This is a genomic window from Exiguobacterium sp. JMULE1, assembly GCF_013337175.1.
GTDB classification, from domain to species: Bacteria; Bacillota; Bacilli; order Exiguobacteriales; family Exiguobacteriaceae; genus Exiguobacterium_A; species Exiguobacterium_A indicum.
Map to the genome: position 1 here is coordinate 760142 of NZ_SGWC01000002.1, position 17581 is coordinate 777722.

The following is a 17581-nucleotide window of genomic DNA, read 5'->3' on the forward strand; positions in this document are numbered from 1 at the left end:
CGATGGGTCATGTCGTGTTTGAGAATGTATCGAAACGGTACATGCTCTATGCCCGACCGATCGACAAGCTAAAGGAAGTGTTGTTCGGTAAGGTGAATGGAAAATCGTTCTATGCTCTGAAGAACGTCTCCTTTTCTGTGGAAGAGGGAGAAATCGTCGGTGTCGTTGGCATCAACGGAAGTGGGAAATCGACACTATCGCATCTGCTTGCTAACGTGACACCACCGACGTACGGTCGGGTCACATTGGGTGGAAAGTCAGCATTGATTGCCATCTCTAGTGGATTGAATAGTCAACTGACAGGGCGAGATAACATTGAATTAAAAGGGCTAATGATGGGCTTGACGAAACGACAAATCGAGACGATTACTCCAGAAATTCTAGAGTTCGCTGATATCGGGGAGTTTATCGATCAGCCGGTCAAGACATATTCGAGCGGCATGCGAGCTCGGATTGGTTTTGCGATCTCGATTCATATTAATCCAGATATCTTGATCATCGACGAAGCACTCTCAGTCGGAGACCAAACGTTTACCGAAAAGTGCCTCGATAAGATGCGTGAATTCCGCGATCAAGGGAAAACGATTTTTTTCGTCAGTCATTCGCTCAGCCAGGTAAAGAGTTTCTGTACAAAAATCCTTTGGTTGGAATACGGGGAAGTACGTCTATTTGGTCCGACGAACGAAACGTTGGCTGAATACAATAAATATCTATATTGGTACAAACAGTTATCAAAAAAGCAAGCCTCCCATTACGTAGCTAAGAAACGAACGGAACGGATCGGTTCCGTGGATCAGCAAATGATGGGCGAGACGATTGAACAATCGTCATGAAATGAGATAGGGGATGAAGTAAATGAAACGTGTCATGCTTGTATTCGGAACACGACCAGAGGCGATCAAAATGGCGCCGGTCGTCAAAGCACTTGAAAATCGTCAGGACGTCGAACCAATCGTCGTCGTTACAGCACAACACCGAGAGATGCTCGATCAGGTCCTTGAACTATTCGAAATCACTCCGGACCATGACTTGGATTTGATGCGTCCGCGTCAGACGTTAGAGGAAATGACGGCGCGTATTTTAAACGCGATGCGTCGCGTCCTCGAAAAGGAACAGCCGGATCTCGTCCTTGTCCATGGGGATACGACGACGACGTTCGCTGCTTCTTTAGCGGCGTTCTATCAACAGATTCCAGTCGGTCATGTGGAAGCAGGACTACGGACATATGAAAAGTATGCGCCGTTCCCAGAAGAGATGAATCGTCAATTGACAGGTGTGTTGGCGGATTATCATTTTGCACCGACTGAACAGGCTGCAATGAATTTACGTGCTGAGAACAAGCAGACACCAATCATCGTAACCGGTAATACGGTCATCGATGCGTTGAAGACGACTGTATCACCGACATATACGCATCCTGTCCTATCGCGCCTAGAGAAGTCGGGACGAAAACTCGTTCTTTTGACGGTTCATCGCCGTGAGAATCATTTACAACTGACAACGATTTTTGAGGCGATCGAACGGTTAGCAAATGATCATCCAGAAATCGAAATCGTCTATCCGGTTCATCCGAATCCGGTCGTACTAGAAGCGGCAGCTCGCTTGGAGCATCATCCGCGGATTCAATTGATCGAACCGCTTGATGTCTTTGACTTCCATAATCTTGCGGCTCGGGCATCCTTCATTCTGACCGACTCAGGTGGGATTCAAGAGGAAGCACCTTCGCTCGGTGTGCCTGTCCTTGTCTTACGGGAGACGACAGAGCGTCCAGAAGGGGTCGAAGCTGGAACGTTGAAGCTCGTCGGGACGAATCCAGAGATGATTTATACGATGAGTCATCAATTGTTGACGGATCAGGTGTTCTATCAATCGATGGCACAAGCGGCGAATCCTTATGGCGATGGACAAGCGGCGGAGCGAATCGTCGATGCCATCATGAGTGAGGTACCTGTATGAGTCAACGTATTCCTCCAGCGATTTATCAATTCTTTCCATTCGGAACGCAGGAAAAAATCTTGCTTGAGGATGCTACAGATGGTGTCTATTTTGATTTTCAAGAAGCGACGACAGACGACAAATTGTACATTCAGTTGTTTGATCAAGGATTTCAACATCCGCCTTCAAAGTTATACCGGTCAGACGCCACGATTACAGGAGATCTCATCGAGGTGACCTGTCATTTCGAAGTCGATGCACCATGTGTCGTTCAGTTATTCAAGATGCAATATGGACAGAAAAAACGGATGGGATCGGAAACGGAAACCGTCACATTGACGAATGCGACAGTCGTTCATGTACAGATGAAACGAGTACCAGGAGCCAAGTATTTCAAGGTGGCATGGAAGTTCTTGCAAGAGGGGAGCTTCCGGGTCCATCTCCGGGACATTCAGATTGTGCAACATGTCACGGCAGGGGAGGAAGCGACGTATGCTATTTAGTTCGACGATATTCTTATTTCTGTTCTTACCGACTGTGTTGATCGTCTATTACCTACTCCCACGCAGCTTCCGAAATGGCTGGTTATTAGTGACGAGTCTATTCTTTTATGCATTCGGAGAACCGCGTTTTGCATTGCTGATGCTACTGAGCGTCACAATCAACTACTTCTTCGCCTTGTTTGTCGATCTGTATCGACACCGAATCGGCGTCAAGTGGATCATGTTCAGCATGATCGTAGTCAATCTGGGGTTACTCGGCTGGTTCAAGTACAGCGGATTTTTTGTTCGTTCAGTCAACGAGACATTCGGATTAGGATGGTTCGTACCAGAAGTCGTCTTGCCACTCGGGATCTCGTTCTATACGTTTCATGCGATGAGTTATGTCATCGACATCTACAAAGGGAAGGAAGCGGTGCAAAAGAATCCGCTTGACCTCGCCCTTTATATCGCGTTCTTTCCCCAACTCGTCGCGGGTCCGATCGTTCGTTATAACACGATTGCGAGCCAAATCGAATCACGAGAAGAGACGGTTTCCGATTTTGCCCGAGGGGTTCGTCGGTTTACGATCGGCTTAGCTAAAAAACTGATTCTTGCCAATGGATGTGGTCAGGTCGCGGATGCCATCTTCAATATGAAAGATCTTTCGATGGGGCTTGCTTGGATCGGCATCATCGCCTACGCCTTACAAATCTATTTCGATTTTTCGGGATACAGTGATATGGCGATTGGACTAGCTTTGATGTTCGGATTTCATTTTCTTGAGAATTTTAACTATCCCTACATTTCAAAGTCAGTTTCTGAATTTTGGCGTCGTTGGCATATTTCGCTTGGATCGTGGTTCCGGGATTATGTCTACATCCCGCTTGGTGGAAATCGTGTCTCACCATGGTTACAGTATCGCAACTTAGCAATTGTCTGGATGCTGACAGGTCTTTGGCATGGTGCGAGTTGGACGTTTGTCGCGTGGGGAGCGTATTACGGAATCTGGATCATGCTCGAGAAAGCATTTCTCGGGAAATGGTTGGAGAAAATGCCAGTCTTCTCGACCGTTTGGACACTCGTACTCGTGTTGGTCGGTTGGGTATTCTTCCGTTCCGAGACGTTCCCAGAAGCCGTTACGTACATTCAAGCGATGTTCGTACCAGATGTAATCTGGGATGAACGCGCGAGCTACCAGCTTGTCCAAAATGGTGTTCTATTGCTTGTCGCGTGTATCGCAGCGACACCGATTCCGAAAATCATCGGAGAGCGATTAGTCGTGTCACTCGGAAGAATTGGTACGACGATGCAGTATGGGTATGCGATGTTGCTACTATTTTTGGCGACATCAGCACTTGTTGCAAGTACGTTTAACCCATTCATCTATTTCCGCTTCTAAAAAGGAGGTCTACTGATGGCACAGCCACTTGAAACAGAAAATAAGCAGGGACAAAAACGGACGACTTCTTTTGAACGGATCATGATGTGGGTGACGACGATTAGTTTTTTACTCATCTTGTTAACGATTGGTATCGGAACGATCGTCCGAGAGGATCGTGTGCGTTCCCAGTTAGAAAACCGTACACTCGCACAATCGGTCAATCCGACGATCGAAGGAATCGCGACTGGAAAAGACATGCTGAAGATGGAGACGTATTTCACGGATCAACTACTTTTGCGGGGAACGTTCGTTGAGATGCAAGCGCTACTATCGAAGGATGTCTTCAGACAGCCATTTCGTAATGGAATCTATACAGCTAAAAATGGCTATATGATCGAACCGAGTGCCTCGACTCAAGTCCAGATTCCAAACGCGTTTCAGCAATTCGTGCAAGAAGTCGATCGACCCGTATATATGGCGCTAGCTCCATCGAAGACGGTCATTGCTGAACGCGATCAGTTGATCCCATCGTATGTTGCTTCGAATGCACGGACACGTTACGCAGGAATGATTCGTGACTTCAAGGCTGCCGGGATGACGAATTTGTCACTTGATCAATTAAAACTAACGGACTACTTCAAGACGGACCATCACTGGAATATCGACGGGGCAGCGTCAGCATACCAGACGATTACGAAGGGGATGGGCTTGCAACCGGTCACACCATCAAAAGCAGATCGTAAAGAGGATGAGCATGCCTATTATGGTTCATTAGCGCGAAAGACGACGCTTGCGTACGCGACGTCCGGTGATCAGTTAGCTTATTATGGACCAGCATTCTTTAAAGGGATCGATGTCTGTTACGACGGGGCATGCGATCGCCCAGTCATTGATGAATCCTTCGTTCAGCAGGAGGGAGATTACGTCGATCGGTATGAAGTATTCTTGCGCGGGAATCACGGCATCATGTCGATGAAGGAGCAGACGAAGAATGATCGCCCAACGATTCTCGTCTTAAAGGATTCATTCGCGAATCCCGTCTTACCGTTTCTTGCTAAAAGTGCCAATCTGGAAGTCGTCGACGTTCGTTATGTGCCAAAATCATTCGACGTCTCGCAGTTCGCTAAACAAAAACAAGTCGACTCCGTATTGTTCCTGCATAACTCGAACATTGCTGGATTGATGAAGACGTATGAAAACACACTATGAAGGAGTTCATGACATGAGATCCCGAATGGCGAAAAGAAAACCACGCCTTGTTTGGCGCGTATTGAGTGCGCTCCTACTAGGGTTCGTTCTGATTGCTAGTACATCAGCTGGTTTAGCTTTTTTAAAAGTGAAGCAAACGGCAGACGCGTTCTTAACACCGTTAGATGGAGAGCGGCCGAAGCCACTCGAATCGATGAAGCCGGTCAATGTCTTATTACTGGGCGTGGATGAACGGAAAAACGATAAAGGACGTGCCGATGCCATCATGCTTCTTTCATTCAATCCAAAAACGAGACAAGCGACTTCCCTGTCCATTCCAAGAGATATGCAGGTAACCGTGCCGTCTGGCGAAAAGACTAAAATCAATCATACCTATGCCTATGGGGGGGTGAAAGAGACAGTCGAGACGGTGGAGCAGACGTTTGAGACCGATATTCCTTATTATGCGAAAATCAACATGGATGGATTGATTGAGTTGGTCGATGCTGTTGGGGGTGTCACGGTCGACAATCCATCTGCCTTCAGTTGGAACGACCGTCGTCTTCAAAAGGAGTATGAGAAAGGGAAAATTCATCTGACGGGTCTTGAAGCGAGTGGTTACGCTCGGATGCGAAAGCAAGATCCACTCGGCGATATGGGACGACAAATTCGTCAGCGTCAAGTGCTAGAAGCCGTCGGAATGAAGCTTGCTGGACCACAGTTGTTGACGCAACTCGAAAAGATTACGGACGTCATGAAAAACAACTTTACGACGAATATTGGACTCGATGTCGCAGCGCAACTAGCGCAGGAAAATCAGCGGGGGTTCGAACAATTAAAGCCGCTGAAAATCGAGGGAGAAGGATATATCGCAAGTGATGGTGTCTGGTATTTCTTTGCATCGGACGAATCAATGGAACAGACGAAGCAGACAATCGCTAAACTTCTTGCACGATCGTAAGCTATAACTAGTAGTACCATCAGACAAACCAGGATGAGCGTCTCTAGCACATGATTGTGGAGACGCTTTTTTTCTGTCTTCCTCTGATGTAACTCCCCATTCTTTTTGAAAAAAAGTGCTTGGTTCAAAAGTCTTATTTTCGACCAAACCGATGAAATAGGCTTTGACAGGACCTGTAAACGGATGCAAAATGAAAACGATTACATACCAAAAGGAGATGGCTACCGTATGAAACGCATGAGATTCGTTTATATCGTTGCGCTAACGTTTGCACTGATATTTAGTGGACTCTCTTTATCTGGTCAAGCACTGGAAAAAGGGAAGTCGACATTGGTCATCATTCACTACAAGGCAGACCCGAATGCCACGAAGGATTGGAATCTGTGGTTATGGGCAAATGGACCGGATTATTTTCCGAATAAAGCTCACGCTTTTAACGGCGAGGATGCTTACGGAAAAATCGCAGCTTATGAATTCCCAGTTGATCAGCCGGAAAAAATCGGCTTTATCGTTCGAGATGATAACTGGAACAAAGATGGGGGATCTGAGAATGATCGCTTCATTACGAAAGACATGATTAAAAATGGTGTTGCTGAAATCTGGATCGAGTCGGGAAGTAAGAACATCTCGACAGTCAATCCAAGCAATGGAGCAGATGTCGAAAATATCGACACGAACATCCACTATTACCGGTATGACAATGATTATGAAAAGTATGGCGTTTGGTCTTGGCCGGAAGAGCAGGATGGCAAGCGATTCGAGTTTGACAAGCAAGATGAGTTCGGTGCCGTTGCCAAGGTAACACTCGATAATCCGACGAAAGCACGTCTTGCAGGCGTCATTCCTCATCTTGAAGGATGGTCGGAAAAAGACGGAGCTGATCGTTTCTTTTATGCAGGGGCGAAAGACATCTGGTTGATTGAAGGGGATCAGACGGTATACTACAGCAAACCGGAAATCGATCGCACACCGAAAATCACAAGCTTTTTAGCAGATGACTTCCGGACGATGACATTAAAAACGAATGCACCGTTGACGGAAGAAGACGTAAAGGCATTTACGTTTGAAGGCGTGACGAATCCAGCCGTGTCAGCAATCGATGCCAAAACGGTAAAAGTCGAAGTCACTTCAGATATCGATTTAGCAAAAGTCGTCCGAGCGTCTCATCCTGTTTTTGGAGAAGCAGTCCTTGAAGCGGGTAAAGTGCTCCGTTCGAAAGCATTCGATCAAAAGTATGCCTACGATGGAAAACTCGGTGTCGACTATCAAAAGTCAAAGACGACGTTTAAAGTTTGGGCACCGACAGCACAAGCGGTCGAGCTCGAATTGTATCGCTTACCAAAGCAACAAGCTGCTACGACAAAAGATATCACGCGCGAAATCAAGATGGAACGAACGGATCGTGGTGTGTATCAAGTGACGGTCAAGGGCGATCTTGACGGTGTCGGATACACATACGAAGTCAAACATGCCAAAGAATCGACGCGTGCGGTTGATCCGTATGCGACAGCAGTCGCCGTCAATGGCGACCAAGGTGTCGTCGTCGACTTACGCGAGACGGATCCAAAACGCTGGACAAATGGAAAAATGCCACTTCGCCATGCGACAGATGCGATCATCTATGAATCACACGTCCGTGATTTATCGATGTTTGATGTGACGAACTCGGGTTACGATTCAGGTATCAAACAAAAAGGGAAGTATCTCGGCGTCATCGAGCCAGGTACACGTTTAACGAAGGATGGTAAAAAAACGAAGACGAAGACGGGACTTGATCATCTGAAGGAACTTGGCATCACGCACGTTCAGTTCATTCCAGTCTATGATTTCAACACAGCTTCCGTCGATGAGACGAACCCGCTTAAATCGTATAACTGGGGTTATGATCCAAAGAACTATAACGCACCAGAAGGATCGTATGCGACAAACCCCTATGATCCAAAAGTCCGAATCAAGGAAATGAAGCAGATGATTCAAGGGCTACATGACAATGGACTTCGTGCTGTCATGGATGTCGTCTACAACCACATGTTTGACGCAAAGGCATCAAACCTTGATAAAATCGTTCCTGGTTATTACTACCGTTATACAGAAGGCGGCGATTTAGCGAACGGAACGGGTGTCGGAAACGATACAGCGTCTGAGCGTCAAATGATGCACAAATTGATCGTTGATTCTGTCTCTTACTGGGCGAAAGAATACCACTGGGACGGATTCCGATTTGACTTAATGGGCATTCATGACGTCAAGACGATGAATGATGTCAAACAGGCGACAAAACGAATTGATCCGTCGATTCTCATATTCGGAGAAGGGTGGAGCCTTGGAACACCGCTTCCAGATTCAGAGAAGGCCAACCAAACGAATACAAAACAAATGCCAGGAATCGGACATTTCAATGACAACCTACGCGATGCGCTCAAAGGTAGCGTCTTCATCGATTCAGATGCTGGTTTCATTAACGGAGCAACGGGTCTTGAAACGCGCATCAAACGCGGAATCGTCGGAGAGATTGCTTATAACAAAGAGATTAAAGGATTTACGCAAGAACCAGATCAAGCGATCACTTACGTTGAAGCACATGATAACCATACGCTCTGGGATAAGTTGAACCTGACGAATCCGAAAGACAATGACGCAACGAAGACAAAGATGCATCGTTTGGCTTCAAGTATCTTGTTGACGTCTCAAGGAACAACGTTCATCCATGCAGGACAGGATTTCATGCGGACGAAGGGCGGCGACCATAACTCATATAAATCACCGGATTCTGTCAACCAGCTCGACTGGAAACGGAAGATGGACCGTCAACAAGACGTTGATTATATGACAGGATTGATCGAGTTACGCAAAAAGAATCCAGTACTTCATTTAGCAACAGCAAAAGACATTCGTCGTTACCTGACGTTTGAAGCAGCACCGGCTCAAGTCATCGCGTATCGACTAGATGATTCTGCGCCGAAACAAAAAGAGGATCTCTATGTCATTCACAATGCAAATCGAAAAGCAGTCGACATGAAGTTACCAAAAGGAAAATGGAAGCTGCTTGTAGACGGTAAACAAGCAGGAACCAAAGCAATCCGTAACGTATCAGGTACGGTTCGTGTCGAAGGACTTAGCTCATTCGTCTTATCAAAATAAGTGAATAGATAAAAAAGGACGTTCCGCAGTTGGCGGAACGTCCTTTTCGTCAGTCGAGAAACGTGCAATCAAGCGTAACGCTCATCCGTTTCTTCGTTCTCTTCTTCTTTCAGATTACCTTCTTCCGATTTCGAGACGATGACGGCACATGCTGCGTCACCAGTGATGTTGACGGCTGTCCGCATCATATCAAGAAGACGATCGACACCGATGATTAAAGCGATCCCTTCGACCGGTAGATTGACCGATTGAAGAACCATCGTCAACATGACGAGACCGACACCCGGTACACCGGCTGTTCCGACCGATGCAAGAACAGCTGTCAGGACGACAGTCGCAAGTTGACCTGGCGTCAAGTCAACAGCGTAGACTTGCGCGATGAAGACAGTCGCGACACCTTGCATGATTGCTGTTCCATCCATGTTGATCGTCGCACCAAGAGGCTGGACGAAACTTGAGACGGAACGCGGAACCTTCAACTCTTTTTGAGCCGTTTGCATCGCAACAGGGAGTGTTGCGTTCGACGAAGACGTCGAGAAAGCGAACAGCATGACAGGTGCGAACTTCTTAAAGAAGAAGAACGGGTTCATCTTCCCAAGAAGTGAAACAGTCGAACCATACGTCAATACGGAATGGACGAATAGTGACAAGATGACGACACCCATATAAAGTCCCATTGCTTTTAGCGAATCCCACCCTTGAGAACCGACGGCTGATGCAATCAAAGCAAATGCTCCAAGCGGTGCCATTTTCATGACGAGCGTGATCAAGTACGTCATTAAATCATTACCCTGCTCGATGAACGTCCGTAGTGTCGAGACTTTTTGACCGAGGAACGTGATCCCAAAACCGATAAAGACACTGAAGACGATGATTTGTAGCATATTTCCTTCCGCCATCGACGTGATCGGGTTCGTCGGGAACATACCAACGATTGTGTTGATTATGCTCGTATCTGGTAGATTTCCGTTATCATATTCCAGACCTTGCGTCTCGAAGTTACCAAACGTACCCGGTTTGATCAGTAATGACAAACCGAGAGCAATGACAATTGCGACAGCTGTCGTCGTCATGAAATAAGTGATGGCTTTACCACCAACACGACCAAGCTCTTTTGGATTTCCAAGTCCCATGACGCCAAGGGCGATTGAGAAGAAGACGATCGGTACGACGAGCATCTTAATTAAGTTCAGGAAGATCGTTCCGATGGGTTGTAAAGCATATTTATTCAATCCCTCATAAATCGACTTGTCCGGTAAGGAAGCGAGGACGATTCCGAGAATCACCCCGAGAATCAATCCCCAAATGATGCGCTTAGCTTCTTTCATAAGTAATGTCACACTCCTTTATTTGATAATTGTCTATATTTTGACACATCATCACCCTTTTTGACAAAACATTTTAAAAAATAGATGATAACGCTTACAAAAAAGTTTCTGGATTTTGATGCAGGAATGACTAGATTTTGTTGTCAAACGGATGCAACCATGAGAGGATAGATAAGAACAAAAAGGAACAGCGTAGGGTACAGAAAAGTCGCTAGAATCAACTGTTGACCAAATTGTATATTCCTACTATAATGTTGTATGACGTGTCTGACACGTTTCCTTTAGTCGGTAATATCGGAGGGAGGGAAAACTAGTGGAAACTCGTGTACGTAAAAATGAATCACTTGAAGACGCACTTCGTCGCTTCAAACGTGGTGTTTCAAAAGATGGTACGCTTGCAGAAGTTCGTAAACGTAAACACTACGAAAAGCCAAGTGTAAAACGTAAGCTTAAATCGGAGGCTGCGCGTAAGCGTAAGAAGTTCTAACGTTAGAGAGGGTGTATCCTCATGAGTCTTCAGGAGCGTTTGACAGCGGATATGAAAGAAGCCATGCGTCTACGTGAAAAAGATCGTCTTACGACGATTCGGATGGTGAAATCATCGCTGCAAAATGAAACGATCAAACTCGGTAAGCAAGAATTGACAGACGAGGAAGAATTAACAATTCTTTCACGTGAAATGAAGCAGCGCAACGACTCCCTCCGAGAATTCGAAAGCGCTGGTCGTCACGATCTCGTCGAGAAAATTCAAGCAGAGATTGTCGTGCTCGAAGCTTATATGCCAAAACAGCTTTCCGAGGAAGAAGTACAGGAAATCGTCGACGCAGCTATTGCGCAGACGGGTGCCTCTGCTCCTTCAGATATGGGGAAAGTAATGGGTATCGTCATGCCACAGCTTAAAGGCAAGGCAGACGGTGCGTTAATTAATCGACTCGTCAAACAACGGCTCGCTTAATACATGAAAAAGGTGTCCTTCGGGGCACCTTTTTTGTCGTTCCTGTCACAATTAAAAGTTTCTTAATGAATTCAGAATAGTCATGAAACCTTTTTGTTTTGAAAGCGTATATAATTATAGTAACGAATCAAAGTGCAAAAGAAGCAGCTTCTGACACGAATGAAAAGGGGTGAACGTACGCATGACGTTTAGCTTAGGAATGATTTTGGCGGTCTTCATGATTGGGGTCCTCATGTTACTGGTCGAAATATTCGTCACAGGGTTCGGAATCTTTGGAGTCCTCGGAATCGGTGCGGTCCTTGCTAGTCTGATCATGGCAGGCGCTACAGTTGGTCAAGTAGGTATCGCAATCGGACTTGCTGTATTTCTATCGCTTGCGGCCGGATACTGGGCGTATCGCAGAATTAAATCAAATCAGTCGTTACTATGGCGCGGTTTGATTTTGACGGATTCGACATCGTCTGAAAAAGGCTATCTCTCCCATCAAGACAAAGTACAACTGTTAGGACAAGAAGGAGTCAGTTTGACGCCTCTTCGTCCATCAGGAACGATTGAAATCGATGGGAATCGAATTGATGCCGTAACGGAAGGGACCTTCATTCAAGCGGGGGAAACAATCGTCGTAAAAGAAGTGACGCATGGACGCGTTATTGTTAGAGTCCAACATACGAAGGAGGAGTCCCACACATGACACCTGAACTATTGACCGTATTACTCATATCTGGAGGAATTTTAATTTTCCTCGCCATCTTCTTCACGCTCGTTCCGATCCCACTTTGGATCAGCTCGCTCGCAGCAGGCGTACGTGTATCGATCTTTACATTAGTCGGGATGCGACTACGTCGAGTGACACCATCTAAAATCGTCAATCCGTTGATTAAGGCAGTTAAAGCGGGATTGAACTTGAATACGAATCAACTGGAAAGTCACTTCCTTGCCGGTGGTAACGTTGACCGCGTCGTCAATGCCTTGATTGCAGCACACCGTGCGAATATCGAGTTGAGCTTCGAACGCGCAGCAGCGATTGATCTTGCTGGTCGTAACGTTCTGGAAGCTGTTCAAATGTCGGTTAACCCGAAAGTCATCGAAACACCATTTATCGCCGGTGTGGCAATGAACGGGATTGAAGTAAAAGCGAAAGCCCGGATCACGGTACGTGCGAACATTGATCGTCTCGTCGGTGGTGCTGGGGAAGAAACGGTCATCGCACGTGTTGGTGAGGGTGTCATCTCAACCATTGGTTCGTGTAATGACCAAAAAGAAGTACTTGAGAATCCAGAGATGATCTCACGGACGGTTCTTGCGAAAGGACTCGATTCGGGTACGGCGTTCGAGATTCTCTCGATTGATATCGCGGACATTGATATCGGGAAAAATATCGGTGCGGTTCTGCAGACGGATCAAGCAGAAGCAGATAAGAACATTGCGCAAGCAAAAGCGGAAGAACGTCGCGCAATGGCGATCGCAAGTGAACAAGAGATGAAATCACGTGTTGAAGAGATGCGTGCGAAGGTTGTCGCTGCTGAAGCGGAAGTGCCGCTTGCGATCGCTGAAGCGATGCGTGACGGTAACTTTGGCGTCATGGATTATGCAAACTACTTGAACGTGACGGCAGATACGAAAATGCGTCAAGCAATCGGTGGGCAATCATCACCAAATGACTCACAATAAAGGGTGAGACGGTATGGATATCATATGGGTCGGATTGATGATCGCATTCGGTGTCATCTCCGTCATCTCAAAAGCAGCGGATAAAAAACCGAAGCAGACGAACCGGACACCTTCAAAGGAGTTCGGCGACTATGTGAAACAAATAACCGAACAGGTCGATACGGCGCGACAAGAGATGGTACCTCCACCTGTCGTTCGTAAAAAAGCACCCGCGAAGAAACAACCGGGGGTAACGCAAACAAAAGCGCGACCCGTTCATGAACGAACGGAATTGCAACAACGTTTGGACCAGCGTCAGAAACAACATTCGAAAAAAGGGATGTCCTCTTCGACGATCGGTGAAATCAAAGATAGCGTCGCAGACGGTGCTATTGGAACGTCGAGTCGTTCAGCATCAGCGACGAGACTCTCACAGGATGAAATGCGTCGTGCCATCGTCTGGAGTGAGGTTCTGGGTGCACCCGTTTCAAAACGAAAACGATGATGATTAGACAGTGAGTCGATCCTACGAAACGCGTAGGATCGACTCTTTTTATTTCCCAAAAGGTGGGAACGGGTTTTTCTTTCCATCTTTTCGGCGGAAGTGCTAAAGTGGAAGAGATTAGATATGAAGCGATGACAACTTGTTATCCATGACTAGGAGGCCATTCACAACGTGATATTCAACGAAAGAATCCCATTTGCATTTTCGAATTCAGAACAGATTCAAGCATTCGTCGGTCCGAATGATGCAGTCTTACGTACGATGGAAGCAGAACTTGACGTTCAGCTTACGCATCGAGGAGATGAGCTGTTGGCACAATCCGAACAGGAGCAGTCTGTAATCTTAGCAGGACAGGTCGTAGGCGTCTTGAAACAACTTGTGAATCGTGGAGCTGTTTTGACGGAGCGTGACGCGACGAGCGCCATTCAACTGGCACGTCAAGATCGGGTGGATGAACTACTGGAACTTTACGATACGGTCATTCATACGAATCATAAAGGAAAACCACTTCGTGCAAAGACACTCGGTCAAGCACGTTACGTTCGGGGAATCGACCGCTGTGATTTGACATTTGGTATTGGACCAGCGGGAACCGGAAAAACGTATCTTGCTGTCGTGATGGCGGCAAAAGCGTTAAAGGAAGGTCACGTCAAACGACTTGTCCTGACGCGTCCAGCAGTAGAAGCAGGAGAAAATCTAGGATTCCTTCCAGGGGATCTGAAAGAAAAAGTCGATCCCTATCTACGTCCTCTATACGATGCGCTACATGACGTACTTGGTGTCGAACATACGGCTCGTCTGCTTGAGCGTGGCGTCATCGAGATCGCGCCGCTCGCTTACATGCGTGGACGGACACTTGAACATGCCTTCGTCATTCTTGATGAAGCGCAAAATACGACACGTGAACAAATGAAGATGTTCTTGACGCGTCTCGGATTCCATTCGAAGATGATCGTCACAGGCGATTTGACACAAGTCGATCTTCCGCGAGGAAAAACGTCTGGTCTACAAGAAGCGTTACATTTGCTCGGCAATGTCAAAGGGATTCATTTTGAGCACTTTGGCTCAGCGGATGTCGTGCGTCACCCACTTGTCCGAAAAATCGTTGATGCTTATAGTCAGGATTTGACCTAAGCCGTTACGAAAATAGATGGAAAAGGGGGAGATGATATGCGCAAGGTTGGGGTCTGGGTCGGGCTTTTGACAGTAGTATTCTATCTCGTCGTATCGACGATGATGTATGTCAGTGTTCGACCAGAAGCCTTGTCCGCAGAACCATTCTCAATTGCAGAAGAAGATATCCGGTCACCCTTGACGATGGAGGACCGGGTTGCAACAAATCAAATCAAGGAAAATTCGGTTGCTGCAATCGAGAGTCAGTATACGATCAAACAAGAGTATGCAGCACAACAAATTGATAAAGTCGAACAACTTTTTGCGAGTTTGTCTGGTATCAAAAAAACAAATGAGATCGGTAAAATCAAACAGCGTCTGCGTGGAACGGAGGCGGCAACTCTTTTGAAGGATGATGAGTTACGCTTGCTTGTGACGTCGACGACAGCACTACGGAATACGACACGTGACGTCGTCATCACCGCGATTGAAGAAGCGATGCGTCAACGTATCTCGTCTGATGGTGGTGAAGTAGCGGAGGCACGTGAGAATGCGCGAACGGATATTGAACGTTCGCCACTGTCCTTTTCACTAAAAGCAGTCGCTAAAGCGATGACCGATCAACTGATCGTGACGAACTACGTCTATGATCCGGAAAAGACGGAACAGCTTCGTAAGCAGACGAGTGATAAAGTTGAACCAGTCATCATTTCAGAAGGCGAAGTGATCGTTAAACGAGGCGAAGTGATTTCACAAGATGCCTATCGTCAGCTACAATTAGTCGGCTTGATTTCTGATCGACAGTCGTTGAAACCGTTACTCGGGGCGATGCTTGTCAGTGCGTTGATGACTGCCTTTTTATTTGGATTCATTCACCGTTCAAAACTGCGATACGCTCAAATGGGGCGGATTCGATTATTCGGGCTTGTCTACCTCGTCGTCAGTCTACAATTACTCGTCATGTATGGTATGGCGTTCTTAGCAGACGACATCAATCCAGCATTTTACTTACTCACGCCGACCGCTTTTGCTGCGCTCGTCTTGCGCAATTTATTGAACGAACGGATTGCATTATCGAGTTCTCTGTTTACGGCGCTTGCCGGAACGTTCTTCTATAGTACGAACCAGAACTTCAGCTTCAATATCGCAATCTATTTATTGGTCGGTGGTTTAGTCGCAACGTTTTTCCTGCGCTCTAGTTTGTCACGACGTCGTATTTTCATGAGCAGTGTTTCGATTGCCGGAGCAAACATCGCGATTTTCTTAGCATTCGTCCTGTTACGAAGTGGAACGTTCGAACTACGAGAAACGCTGATTTTAGTTGGTTTTGCGATTGCGAGCGGTATCTTGAGTGCCGTCCTAGCAATTGGACTATTGCCGTTTCTTGAGATGACATTCGGTATTTTAGCACCGACCCGCCTACTCGAACTGTTGAACCCGACGCATCCGTTACTCAAAAAACTATTAGTTGAAGCACCGGGAACGTACCATCATAGTATGATGGTCGCGAACCTAGCAGAAACAGCCTGTGAAGCAATCGGAGCAGATGGCTTGCTTGCACGAGTCGGCGCCTACTATCATGATTTAGGAAAAACGCGACGACCGCTTTATTTCATTGAGAACCAGCATGGACGTAATCCACATGATCGATTGACACCAGAAGAGTCGGCGCGTGTCATTTTGGCACATACCGAGGATGGTGTTGAATTACTCGAAGACGCAAAGCTGCCTGCAGCGATCATCGATATTTGCCGCCAGCATCATGGAACCTCTCTGCTGCGATACTTTTATGTCAAGGCAGCAGAACAAGGGGAGGTCGATGAGGAGACGTTCCGTTACACGGGTCCGAAACCACAAACCCGTGAAGCGGCGGTCATCATGATCGTTGACTCGATTGAAGCGGCCGTTCGTTCGATGAAAGCCCCTTCAGAAGAAGGAATTCGGGACTTGGTCGCGAAAATCATTCGTGAAAAGATGATGGATGATCAATTTGCGGAATGTGACATTACGACACGCGAGATTTATCGCGTCGGTGAAAGTGCGTGTCATACCTTATCCGGTTTGTTCCATGAACGAATCGAGTATCCAGAATTAAAGAAAGAGGCAACGACATGAATATTTATATGACAGACGAAAATAATCGTCTAACGGAAGAACAACGACAGCTTGTCGAATCGATTTTGATTTACACGGCGGAACAGGAAGAAGTCGATTCAAATAGTGAGTTGTCCGTGACTTTCGTTTCAAACGATGAGATTCAAGAGATCAATCGTGAATGGCGTGGAAAGGATCAGGCAACGGACGTCATTTCCTTTGCGATGGAAGAACTCGGTGAAGATGAAATCGATTTTGGATTGCTCGAAGACGAACCAATCGTCCTCGGTGATTTGATCATTTCCGTGGAACGGTGTCGCGAACAAGCGGCAGAGTATGGGAATCATTTTGAGCGAGAGCTCGGTTTCCTCGCTGTCCATGGTTTTCTCCATTTACTCGGATATGATCACATTGAAAAAGCAGATGAGGAAGTCATGACGAAGCGACAGGAGGAAATCCTGCATCACTTCGAGTTATATCGGGGCACATTGTGAAAAGCTGGTGGCAACCGTTTCGGCATGCCATGAACGGATTGCGCCAATCGATTCGAGAAGAACGGCATATGAAGGTTCACGTGGCAGTTGGTGCCATCGTGTTACTTGTCGCCTTTTTATTACCATTGACGTCTGTCGAACGAGCGATCCTCTTCTTGACGGTCGGGATCGTCATCAGTGCCGAGATGTTCAATACAGCGTTTGAACGCGTCGTTGATCTCGTGACACAGGAATGGCATCCGCTGGCAAAAGCAGTCAAGGATATTGCAAGTGGAGCTGTTTTAGTGTTGGCGCTTACATCTATTGCAATTGCACTATGCATCTTCATCCCATATTTGGTACAATAAGAATCCG

Annotated in this window: 16 protein-coding genes and 1 pseudogene; 16 read left to right on the plus strand and 1 reads right to left on the minus strand. The window is 46.7% G+C overall.

All coding sequences use genetic code 11. From position 1 onward, the window contains the following. Positions 1-2: 2 nt before the first annotated feature. The 7 genes and pseudogenes from tagH to pulA form a co-directional block, all read left to right on the plus strand. Positions 3-743 (plus strand): annotated as a pseudogene (gene tagH / locus EXW93_RS04060) (teichoic acids export ABC transporter ATP-binding subunit TagH); the annotation flags it as partial. A gap of 112 nt (positions 744-855) precedes the next feature. Then, positions 856-1956, plus strand: coding sequence for a non-hydrolyzing UDP-N-acetylglucosamine 2-epimerase (gene wecB, locus EXW93_RS04065; protein WP_174316052.1), 1101 nt, complete (start codon positions 856-858; stop codon positions 1954-1956). After that, complete coding sequence (locus tag EXW93_RS04070) at positions 1953-2438, plus strand: hypothetical protein (protein ID WP_023467474.1); 486 nt, start codon at positions 1953-1955, stop codon at positions 2436-2438. Before wecB ends, EXW93_RS04070 begins: the two co-directional genes overlap by 4 nt. Continuing rightward, the gene (locus EXW93_RS04075) at positions 2428-3816 is read left to right on the plus strand and encodes an MBOAT family O-acyltransferase (RefSeq protein ID WP_023467476.1); all 1389 of its coding nucleotides are present in this window, start codon (positions 2428-2430) and stop codon (positions 3814-3816) included. The genes EXW93_RS04070 and EXW93_RS04075 overlap by 11 nt, the downstream gene beginning before the upstream one ends. 15 nt (positions 3817-3831) lie before the next feature. Continuing rightward, complete coding sequence (locus EXW93_RS04080; protein WP_058265078.1) at positions 3832-5007, plus strand: DHHW family protein; 1176 nt, start codon at positions 3832-3834, stop codon at positions 5005-5007. A gap of 13 nt (positions 5008-5020) precedes the next feature. Continuing rightward, positions 5021-5947, plus strand: a complete 927-nt coding sequence (locus EXW93_RS04085) for an LCP family protein (protein WP_023467480.1) — start codon at positions 5021-5023, stop codon at positions 5945-5947. 228 nt (positions 5948-6175) lie between these two features. Then, positions 6176-9088: a type I pullulanase gene (gene pulA / locus EXW93_RS04090; RefSeq protein ID WP_174316053.1), complete on the plus strand. Its 2913-nt coding sequence runs from the start codon at positions 6176-6178 to the stop codon at positions 9086-9088. A gap of 68 nt (positions 9089-9156) precedes the next feature. Here the strand turns inward: pulA and EXW93_RS04095 are convergent, their stop codons facing one another. After that, positions 9157-10416 (minus strand): dicarboxylate/amino acid:cation symporter, encoded by a 1260-nt coding sequence (locus EXW93_RS04095; RefSeq protein WP_050678369.1) that lies wholly within the window; start codon positions 10414-10416, stop codon positions 9157-9159. A gap of 313 nt (positions 10417-10729) precedes the next feature. Between EXW93_RS04095 and rpsU the strand changes: the two genes are divergently transcribed. From rpsU to EXW93_RS04140, 9 genes are all read left to right on the plus strand, one after another. Beyond that, the gene (rpsU, locus tag EXW93_RS04100; RefSeq protein WP_012369719.1) at positions 10730-10903 is read left to right on the plus strand and encodes a 30S ribosomal protein S21; all 174 of its coding nucleotides are present in this window, start codon (positions 10730-10732) and stop codon (positions 10901-10903) included. A gap of 21 nt (positions 10904-10924) precedes the next feature. Then, on the plus strand, positions 10925-11371 hold the full coding sequence (locus tag EXW93_RS04105; protein WP_023467485.1) for a GatB/YqeY domain-containing protein: 447 nt from the start codon (positions 10925-10927) through the stop codon (positions 11369-11371). Positions 11372-11552: 181 nt separating this feature from the next. Next, positions 11553-12062 (plus strand): NfeD family protein, encoded by a 510-nt coding sequence (locus EXW93_RS04110; protein ID WP_023467487.1) that lies wholly within the window; start codon positions 11553-11555, stop codon positions 12060-12062. Continuing rightward, a complete protein-coding gene (gene floA, locus EXW93_RS04115) occupies positions 12059-13042 on the plus strand; it encodes a flotillin-like protein FloA (protein WP_023467489.1) in 984 nt (327 codons plus the stop codon). Before EXW93_RS04110 ends, floA begins: the two co-directional genes overlap by 4 nt. Before the next feature lie 13 nt (positions 13043-13055). Further along, positions 13056-13526 carry a hypothetical protein gene (locus EXW93_RS04120; protein ID WP_023467490.1) on the plus strand — a complete coding sequence of 157 codons (471 nt, stop codon included), beginning with the start codon at positions 13056-13058 and terminating at the stop codon, positions 13524-13526. Between the two features lie 171 nt (positions 13527-13697). Then, positions 13698-14660 (plus strand): PhoH family protein, encoded by a 963-nt coding sequence (locus tag EXW93_RS04125; RefSeq protein ID WP_023467492.1) that lies wholly within the window; start codon positions 13698-13700, stop codon positions 14658-14660. 36 nt (positions 14661-14696) lie between these two features. Next, positions 14697-16754 (plus strand): HD family phosphohydrolase, encoded by a 2058-nt coding sequence (locus EXW93_RS04130; RefSeq protein ID WP_058265081.1) that lies wholly within the window; start codon positions 14697-14699, stop codon positions 16752-16754. Continuing rightward, positions 16751-17227, plus strand: a complete 477-nt coding sequence (ybeY, locus tag EXW93_RS04135; RefSeq protein WP_029341033.1) for an rRNA maturation RNase YbeY — start codon at positions 16751-16753, stop codon at positions 17225-17227. Before EXW93_RS04130 ends, ybeY begins: the two co-directional genes overlap by 4 nt. Then, a complete protein-coding gene (locus tag EXW93_RS04140; RefSeq protein ID WP_174316054.1) occupies positions 17224-17574 on the plus strand; it encodes a diacylglycerol kinase in 351 nt (116 codons plus the stop codon). The genes ybeY and EXW93_RS04140 overlap by 4 nt, the downstream gene beginning before the upstream one ends. Positions 17575-17581 lie beyond the last annotated feature (7 nt).